This window comes from Candidatus Magnetaquicoccus inordinatus (assembly GCF_004217665.1).
In the GTDB taxonomy this organism is placed as follows: domain Bacteria; phylum Pseudomonadota; class Magnetococcia; order Magnetococcales; family Magnetaquicoccaceae; genus Magnetaquicoccus; species Magnetaquicoccus inordinatus.
This window is the reverse complement of record NZ_RXIU01000155.1, coordinates 1-8,785: the sequence shown is the minus strand read 5'-3', so window position 1 is coordinate 8,785 and position 8,785 is coordinate 1. Positions and strand designations below refer to the sequence as shown.

The following is an 8,785-nucleotide window of genomic DNA, read 5'->3' as shown; positions in this document are numbered from 1 at the left end:
TCAGGGTGGGTCCTGTTTCCAGAGTACCGCCTCTGCGAGCCCAATGCTCGATTATTGAAATGTAGACGCAGGCTGGGTGCCGTGCGGGACGTGGCTTACCGTTCTGCTCCTCCCTGCTGAAACTCTAAAGTCCAGTCATTTGGTACAACAGACTGTTTTACCAGTATTTTCTTTCGACAATGTCATGAAAGATTGGTCTGTGATCCTGACCCAACTGGCAGAATCACCGCGAAAACGTAAGCGACAAATGGCTGTATCGGGGAAAACATGTTAGCGCATATGGGGAGGTGCCCTCCCTGGACCCGCAATGGTTTTGGGTGGTGAACAGTTACCTCTATTCTCCCCCCTCCACAGCCGCTGGCGCCACTTCCGGCTGCACAACAGCTCGCGAACGACTATAACGACGCCCCTCAGAACGACGCCCTTCATTCGCTCCAGCAGCTTCATCCAAATGGATGGCACAACGTCCTAGCGGCATGGTGGGTGGTATAGTGACCTCACCGCCGCGATCGTCCGGTTGGCGAAATTCCAAACGAACCTCTACACGACGACTCTCCTCGGCACTCTGCTTGATACCGGTCACCGATGCCCCGTCAATGATCAATAACTGACGTAACTTCTCCTGCTGCGCCTGCGGCAACTCCACAGAAAACAAGGCACAAACCACCGCTTGCGCCCGATTCAGGCTGAGATTGACATTGTATAAATAACTGCCACTGGAATCCGTATAGCCCTCAATATGGATCCGCTTCAACCAGTTTCGCTCCTCAGCCGAAGCAACAGGCGGCTCCAACTCCAACAATAACGGCACAAAACTTCTTAACGACTCCTGTGCCGCCGCCGACAGTTGATAACTGTTAAAAGCAAAACTGGCCTTCTCGCCAAAACTGATCGTATGGGTCGCGCGATTGATCTCCAAACCAAGATTTTTCTCTTTGGCCCGCTCTTCCAAACGGTTGAGAATCACCTCGATGGCACTCTCCCGCTCCTGCTTCTCCACCATGGGCCGCGTGGCAATTGCCACAATGGCAATGCTCATCACCACCAAAAACAACATGGCCAAAGCGGTCATCAAGTCAGCATAGCTGATCCAAAACGGATTGCCACCATCCTCAATCTCCCGCTGCACCCTTGAGATTACCTTTGCCACTGCACCTTCATCCTCTGCATTCGCCTCTCCCCAACCAACTCCTGCCGCTCACAGCACGCCACTTCGCCTACTCGCGACAAAACAGCTCCGTCGCCAGCCACTGCTGCGCCTCCTGCCGTATCTGCCGTACCACCTCTTCTGTCAAACCTAACATGCGCTCAATATACTCTTGGTGACGTTGCCACTCCCATTCGCTTAAATCACCCTCTGCCCACTCGGTCAACAACAAGATAGCGTGCATAACCATATATTTACGCTCTTTGACTGGCCTGCCAGCAAACGCATCGGTCTGGTGATGCCCCTCAATGGTATAGACCAACGCCTTCGGCAGTTGCCACAATTCACACAACAATGCACTCAACAAAGCATGGGTCATTTGATAACGCTCCATCTCCGCCATCTCCAGCGACACTCCCAACGGTCGGGCTGCCACATCCAACAATTGCGGATAATCGGCAAAATGGCGCAACATGACCAACTGACCACAATCATGGAGCAAGCCAGCCACATAGGCCTCATCTGGCGGAACTATCGGCAAATAGCCACTTTGACAACCCGGTGAACGCTCGGCAATCTGCCCAGCCATCCAGGAGGCCAAAGCTCCTGCGCGAATACTCTTCACCCGCAAGTTTTGCGTCCAACTCTCGCGCCGCGCCATCTCGGCCGTTAAAAACAGATCCTGGGTCGCCTCACGCAAACGATCCTGCCCCAATAGCACTATCGCGCTCTCCAACGATTCCACTTGGCGTTGATAACCAGGCAGGCGGGTATTGGCTGCCTGCAGCACCTGTGCAACCAAGGCTACATCACGCACAATGGTCGCCCGTACCTGCCGGGGATCAGCCATCCATTGATTCTGAATCTTTACCGCCTGTAGAATCACCGTCGGACGGGTCGGCATGACAAAGCGCTTGACCAGCCGATTTGCCTCCTTCAGATCCAATGTGTACGTCATCGTCATGACCAAAAGGATAGTTTATTGGCAAACAGATCCCAACAGCGCCCCGCCTCCAGCATTGCCTTCTGCAAACGTTCCGCCTGCCATCTCTGCATCGCCTGCAACGCCGACTCCTCGCCGCCCACCCCACGCAGCAAAAAACGTTGACTGCTCTCAATGTGCAACAACAAATGCAACGCCTCCTGCATGCGCTGTAACGCCTCAAGAAAAATCAACCGCCCATCGCCACTGATGCGGCCCCGTTTGTTGGCAAAAAGCTCGGCAAACAAAACCACTGCATCTCCCAACTGATCCAACTCAGTCACCAAAGCACTGCGTTCGGCAAAGGTCAACTCCGACCACTGCAACCCCTGTCTGCGCACCCGTTGATAACTCTCCTGTAACCATTCGCCAGCACGCCTCTGTAGTGGCAGATCCAACTCATCACGCACCAAAGGATCAGAAAGAAAATCCCACAAACCGCCATGCAGCCAATTGTGCATCCCCAAAACCAGGCGCGTAAAACGAAAACTGCGTAAACCCTTTTCCAAACGTTTGATTGCCAAAAGCAAACCATTGCGGGTTTTGTTCAACAACGCCTCTAAACCGCCATGACCAACAAACTGCTCCAATAATGGTTCCACGCTGATCTGCTGCAAAACCTGACACTCCTGCACCAGCAGCAGCTCTTTTAACAACCAACCAAACTCATTCTCCCATTCGGAGGATACCGAACGCGGCAACAATGGATCAAAAAATCGCAACAAAGCATGCAGCCGTCGCACATGCAGATGCAACCAGGCAATTCCCTCCAACTTGGCCGCCCTGTTGCCATAGAGCACCGCCTGATGCTGTTCGCAAATGGCCTGCAACACCTTTCCCGCCAACTGCACAAAGATCTGTCGGGCACTCAGCTCCCCAGATAACGGATAAAACTGATCCGAACCATTTATCCCCAAACGCGGCACAAACAACAACGGCGCCGCAGCACTGGCAACCGGCAATAACAACTGTCCAGTCATGCCACCAAAGGCGCGCAACGCCGGTCTGTCAGCCAACAATGTCGGTCCATAACGCTCGAATGGCGACTGCTCCTCTCCCTCTTTCTGCTCTACATGAAAGAGGGACCATGCCAGCTCTAAAGCGGTCTGATACCAGCGCGCTAAGGCTCCCGTTGGCGTGTGCATGACCAAATCATGAAAAGGATAGCGTTCGGCACCAATCTTCCAATAGCCCCGCTCCTCGGCAAGAATAAACCCCTCATTCTCAGGAAAAGATAATCGCCAGCTCCGTTCACGACAATGCAGAGTAAATACCGGCTCCAAAGCACGCATATCCTCAACCGTCAGGAGCGGAAACAGGGAGAGCTTGCGCAACGGCTTGATATCCAGTTGTGCCTCGGTCAAAACCGTCTCTACCCATTGCAAATCGGAAGATCCCTCCTCCTGACGACAGCAGCGCTGAATCCACTGCTCGTCACGACGCACAATCAATAAAGAGATACGGTTGCGCCGCAGTTGCAGATTGGGGGTATCATAATGAATCTCATTCCACTCCCGCACCCCAAGCTCTTCCCCCGCGACACGCAGCAGGGGATCCCCCTGCAACAAGGCACTGAAAACTGTTGCCGCTCGGCTGACCTCCAGCCGGATCATGCGGTCCAACGATGGCCTCACACCCCTTTACCCATCCTCCCTATTTGCTGCGCAAACGACGCCGTAACGCCTCCAGCCGTTCGCCAAGCATCTCGATAAATACCGTCTGCTCCTGCCCAACCGTGCTGATGACCTCTTCCAAACCACGTCCCAAATCACTCACTCTCTGCAACATTTGCTGCGTGCTCGCCTCATTGCGGCTGAGCAATCCCTCACGCATCCCTTCCAAATCATGACTCAGCGTCTGGTTCAACTCACCAATAATGCGCGTCAAATGTTGTTGGTGGCTGGTGACATGGTTGATCACATCACCCAGCTTTTGATCCAACTGTTGCGATTGCTCACGCTCCGAACGGGAACTGTCCTCACGCCAGTCGGCTACCGTCGAAACAATGGTACTGCGCTCCACCGCCAAACGCTCACGCAACTCATCCAAACCATGCGACAAACTGCCTAAACTCTGCTCCAAACGCCCGGAAAGCTGCTCAATCACCTGTTCGGCCAAAGCCTCCGTCTGCTCAGCCGGATTCTGCGACTGCATCGAAAGCGCAACCTGCTGCTGCAACTGCTCTGCCAACTCCTGCACCTGTGAACGATTGGCCGCCGCATAGTGCTGCAATAAATCCTGCAATTGCATCGCCAAACGGGATGCCCACTCGGCCTGCGCTGATTGCTGACTGGCCAAAAGCTGGACCACCTGACCACGCAATCCCTGCATCCACTCTTCCGCGACCTTGGCCTCCCTCTCTGGTGTCGCCTCAGCCTCCTGGGTCACCACCTGTACCCTGCCTGCCTCAGCCTCCTGCGCTTGTACCCGCAATGCGGCCAGCTCCAACTGTACCTGGGTCAACAGTTGCTCCAACTGTGCAGATTGCATACCCTGCTGCCGCTGCCAGGCACTCTGCCACTCCTCTTGCCACTGTTGCAAATGGGCACGTGTCTGCTCGCCTGCACGTGCACCAGCCTCCTCCTGCTCTTGCCACTGCTTCTGCAATGCCGCAAGCAACTGCTCCATCTGCGCCACCTGACTCCCCTCCTGGCGCTGCCATTGCCCGCTCATCTCCTCTTTGAGCTGTGCCATCAGCGCAGACAAGATCCCACTCCGACTCTCCTCTGCCTTCTGCCACACCCCTGCCAACTCACCCTGCAACTGCAGAGACAACTGCTCTGCCTGCAACGCTTGACTGCTCCTCTGCTCCTGCAACTGCTGGGCAAAAACTCCCTGCAACTGCTCTTCCAGACGCTTCTGCAACAGACCCTGACTCTCCTGCTGCTCTTGCCGCTCTGCCGTTACCGTCTGCCGCAACCCAGCCAACAAACGCTCCGCCCACTCCCCCTGTACCCTCTCCTGCTCTTGCCACTGCCTGGCTAAATCGCTTTGTAAACTCTGTAAAAGCAGCCGCAACTGCTCCCCCAACTCCTGCATATTCTGCTGCCACTGCGCAGCCAATTGCTGCAACAAGTGCTCAATCTGCCGCTGCCCACTCTCCCACTGTGCCGACTGCTCCGTGCGCCACTGACTCCACACCCCCGCCTGCTCTTGCCACTGCTGCAATTGTGACTGCAACTGCTCCTGCAACTGACCATGCTGACGCACAATCTGCTCTTCCAACTGCTGCAACTGCTCCACCACCTGCCCGCGGAGACTCTGCAACGACTGCAGCCACTCCTGCTGTCCCTGTTGCCACGCCTGTTGCAACCGTGCAAAATCCTCCTTGTCCGGCACACGCTGCGCCAACTCCCGCACCTGCTCCTGCCAAGAGTGCCGCCCCTCCTCCTGAAGCTGCTGTGCCTGCTGCCACTGCTGCAACAACTCCCGCGCCGGTACAGCCTCCTCCACAAATTGCTGCAGGCTCTTGTGCATCTGTTGCAGGCTCAATACCTGCTCTTGCATCCCCTCCTGCAACCGCCACTGCCCTTGTCGCTCACTCTCTCCTGTGCTGTGCCGCCAATCGTGCAGCGCTGACACCAATCCCTGCAAAACTTCAGTTTGTTTTTCTATAGCCTCGGCAAAACGCGAGGAGGCAGGATCAACCTGCTGCTCGCGCATCTGCTGCTCCCGAATCTGTTGTGCACTCTCTTGTTGGGCCACCTGCCGGGTCAACAAGACTAATTGCTGCTCCATCGCCGCCAAAGTAGCCGCATGGTGACTGTGCATCTCCTCTTTGGCCTGCAACACCAGATTGGCAAACTCGCTCATCGCCACATCCAGGCGCTCTCCTACTGAAAGCAACTGAATCTCAAACGATCTCCCCTCCTCGCGACGACGCCCATAGCTGTCCACCGTGCGCTGTAACAGTTGAGAAAATTCCAATAAAAATTCGCTCATTACCGTCTTAACCGTTTGTGCGGTATCGGCATCTGAGGCCAGCTCCTGCACCGAACCCGCTGCTACAAACCCGCTGCCACCCCCTGACATCGGCAAGGAGAGTTGCTGGGTCAAACGAGCCAAATCATTGTGCAGCTTGGCCAATTGACCCGGACCTTGCTCCACCAATTGCGCCAGATATTCCGGTTCCACACCTGCGCGAAACAGATCATCCACATCCTGTTGCAAGGCGACCACCTGCGCATAGCGCCAATGCAATAAAAATTTTTCCAGGATGGTGACCAATATGGCGGTAAAAATGGCAAAAAATGAGGCTATGAAGGCTGTGGTAATACCAGAAAAGAGGTTTTTCAGTTGGAGAGTAATCTGTTGGGCATCCACCGCTGGGTTAAACTCACTCAACCCCAACAAAATTCCCGCAAAAGTGCTGACAATTCCCGCCCCAGTCAAAATCCCGGGCAAATGGCGAAAAAACTCCACCCGCATCGGCACATTGACCAAAGCCTGGGTGCTGAAGATGGTTTCGGCAGGCAACGTGGAGCGATAGCTTACCCGCTGTGGCTCCTCCTCAGGAGTGGGCAAATTCTGGACATGCAGCGTCTCGGCATATTCACGCCACAAACGACTAAAATGGGGATAGCTCAACCAACGCCAATGCAATGGCGATTTATGCTGACTGCCCTGTGCCGGCAAAGTATGGGTCAACCAGCCCAGTCGATCAGCACGGTGCAAGGTACTCCGTACCAGCGCCAGGCGCAGATAATCCACCAACGCTTGCAAAACATAGCCAGCCAGAAAATAGACCACAAAGGCGGCAATCACACCCGCCAGGGTAATCACAATAGTGCTGTCGGCCTGGTGTTGCAGGGGGGTACGCAGAAAGGTTGGCAAAACATCTAAAAGCGCAAGAGCTTCCAGGCTTTTTCCTTGGGTAACCTGATAACCAACCCAGCCGGAAAAAGCCAGCAAGAACCAAGTCCACAAGGTGGAAAGCACAGCCGTGATCAGTCCAAAAGCACTGCCCATTGTCTACCTGTAATGAAAGATAGGATATAGAAAGAGCGAGCTGGCCGAATTGCTTGCAGAAACGGTCCCCCCGCAGATTAGACAAGGGATCGTTATAGCATAAATGTATGCCAAGACAACAGGATTAAACCCCGCCTACACTGTAGCCCGCCGCTTGCGTAACCACAAATCGACCTGTTGCTGTACCGCCTGACGTTGTTCACCAGTCAAGAGATCAGCCAAATAGCGGCAAATCTCTGAGGCCTGTTCTTGTAAATCAGTGGGAGCGGCTACCGCAGAAAGCGACAACCAAAAATAGGCTTGTGGCAAATCGGTCGCCACACCCAACCCTTCAAACAATAATGCGCCCAAAGCATGTTGTGAACGCGGATCCCCCTGCTCGGCAGCCTGACGAAACCATTTGACCGCTTCGAGCGGATTACGCTCCACGCCCTGCCCTTGCAGCAGCATGACCGCCAAATTATGTTGCGCCGGAAGAATATTCTGCTCGGCAGCCCGACGCATCCACTGGAGCGCCTCGCCATCGTTGCGGGCTACCCCCTGACCATGCAATAACATCGCTCCCAAATTATATTGAGCCTTGCCATTACCCTGTTCCGCCAGGGTATATAACAACTGCAAATATTCCTCCGCAGAGGGAGGAGAAGAAGAGGCGGGAACCAATCGAATATTCTCCTGTCCAAGGCAATTTTGTTTCTACACAACAGGGTAACACAGCCACCCCTCAGGACCAACTCTCTCACATTACAACATTATCTTCAGGATTTGACCATGACGCAACAATCTCCACGTGAAATTGTCACCCCTCGTATGAAAATGCCCATGGCCATTCCCGAAGGAATGACCGCTGTGGAATTTTTTAATAGTCCAAGCAATTTGAAAAACTTGGCAGAAGAGAATGGCCTGTTGCGCACTCCCGAAGATTTTTTGCTCTACCGCAAGCTGCTCGGCCATAGCATGGAGTTTGATACCTCTATTATTTTAGACACTTCACAACGCATTCTCAATCCTTTGGGTCGCCCAGTACGCCGTGATCAGTTGAGCGAACGGGAAAAAAAGGTCTGGAGCCGCATGACTCAGACCCTGTTTCACTATATGTTGGAAAAATATCCTGATCCCGAACAAGCGTTGGTGATGTGTGGTGAGGCCAGCCTCGATCCGACTTGGCCGCTCAATAAACCAGGTGTCCCCTCCATCCGTATGATCCATAACCATTTTATTGTTTTTCCCCAAGAGTGGCTGCGCAATGGTAAAGAGGCTCATCCCCAGGATATCAACTTGACCGACAGCGACCATCATGGCCTTTTTCTGAACAAACTCAGCGATGTCTACCACCGCTTTTTTGCCATCCTGGATCTAAAATTGTTGAAACCAGTGCAAACCCAGCAATCCCAACTGCAGGCAACCGGCTATCCCCAAGGTCTGCCCAGTTGGGAGTTGGATGGTGGCCCGGAACATCTGGGCAATCCGCTCTTTTGGCAGGATTATGATCGCATTCTGCTTGGTTTTCTCGATTTTTACCGCACCTTCTTTGGCTTGGCCTCCGATCGTACCGCCTCCGTCCCCGCCGCAGTCAATTTTCCCGACCATGTGGATAATATTCTTCTTTTTAACAATGATTTCTACCATGCCGCCAGAGAAATGCGCCACAAAATCTTGATGGATCCCAAATTTGCTAACGAAATTCG

At 53.9% G+C, this 8,785-nt stretch carries 6 protein-coding genes; 1 reads left to right on the top strand and 5 read right to left on the bottom strand.

Annotation, left to right across the window (positions count from 1 at the left end; translation table 11 throughout):
* Positions 1 to 334: 334 nt before the first annotated feature.
* The 5 genes from EJP87_RS11215 to EJP87_RS11195 form a co-directional block, all read right to left on the bottom strand.
* Positions 335 to 1,150, bottom strand: coding sequence for an OmpA/MotB family protein (locus EJP87_RS11215; RefSeq protein WP_130471966.1), 816 nt, complete (start codon positions 1,148 to 1,150; stop codon positions 335 to 337).
* A 67-nt stretch (positions 1,151 to 1,217) separates the two neighbouring features.
* A complete protein-coding gene (locus tag EJP87_RS11210; RefSeq protein ID WP_193771308.1) occupies positions 1,218 to 2,105 on the bottom strand; it encodes an HDOD domain-containing protein in 888 nt (295 codons plus the stop codon).
* Between the two features lie 2 nt (positions 2,106 to 2,107).
* Positions 2,108 to 3,763, bottom strand: a complete 1,656-nt coding sequence (locus EJP87_RS11205) for a CHAD domain-containing protein (protein WP_130471964.1) — start codon at positions 3,761 to 3,763, stop codon at positions 2,108 to 2,110.
* 19 nt (positions 3,764 to 3,782) lie between these two features.
* Positions 3,783 to 7,097, bottom strand: a complete 3,315-nt coding sequence (locus EJP87_RS11200) for a hypothetical protein (protein ID WP_130471963.1) — start codon at positions 7,095 to 7,097, stop codon at positions 3,783 to 3,785.
* Positions 7,098 to 7,232: 135 nt separating this feature from the next.
* Positions 7,233 to 7,760: a tetratricopeptide repeat protein gene (locus tag EJP87_RS11195; protein ID WP_130471962.1), complete on the bottom strand. Its 528-nt coding sequence runs from the start codon at positions 7,758 to 7,760 to the stop codon at positions 7,233 to 7,235.
* Between the two features lie 108 nt (positions 7,761 to 7,868).
* On the opposite strand from EJP87_RS11195, the gene EJP87_RS11190 reads away from it, so the two are divergent.
* A partial coding sequence (locus EJP87_RS11190; RefSeq protein WP_130471961.1) for a hypothetical protein occupies positions 7,869 to 8,785 on the top strand: 917 nt, incomplete at its 3' end.

Coding starts and splice junctions, on each gene's coding strand:
- EJP87_RS11210 (WP_193771308.1), bottom strand. CDS start 2,105: ATGACGTACACATTGGATCTGAAGGAGGCAAATCGGCTGGTCAAGCGC.
- EJP87_RS11200 (WP_130471963.1), bottom strand. CDS start 7,097: ATGGGCAGTGCTTTTGGACTGATCACGGCTGTGCTTTCCACCTTGTGG.